The sequence below is a fragment of the Xenorhabdus santafensis genome (assembly GCF_033949405.1).
Lineage (GTDB): Bacteria > Pseudomonadota > Gammaproteobacteria > Enterobacterales > Enterobacteriaceae > Xenorhabdus > Xenorhabdus santafensis.
This window is the reverse complement of sequence record NZ_VCDN01000428.1, coordinates 1-300: the sequence shown is the minus strand read 5'-3', so window position 1 is coordinate 300 and position 300 is coordinate 1. Positions and strand designations below refer to the sequence as shown.

The 300-nt window shown below is 40.3% G+C and carries 1 pseudogene; it reads right to left on the bottom strand.

The features are described 5' to 3' along the window. Window positions 1-300, bottom strand: a pseudogene (gene ackA, locus FE392_RS22990) (acetate kinase); the annotation flags it as partial.

The window sequence follows — 300 nt, the reverse complement described above, 5'->3', positions numbered from 1 at the left end:
ACCGTATTTACGGATACCAAATTTCTCATAGTACTCATATGGTAAGCTGTATAGGAATGCAGATTCCGGCATTGTTTGGTGGAATGCTGTATCGAATACTGCTACTGCTGGTACGTTTGGTAATACTTCTTGGAATGCTTTAATACCAACAACGTTTGCTGGGTTGTGAAGTGGTGCTAAATCGCTTAATTCTTCGATATCAGCTAATACTTCATCAGTAATTAAAACAGAATCCGCAAATTTTTCGCCGCCGTGTACAACACGGTGACCGATACCGCCAATCTCATCAAGAGATTTTAC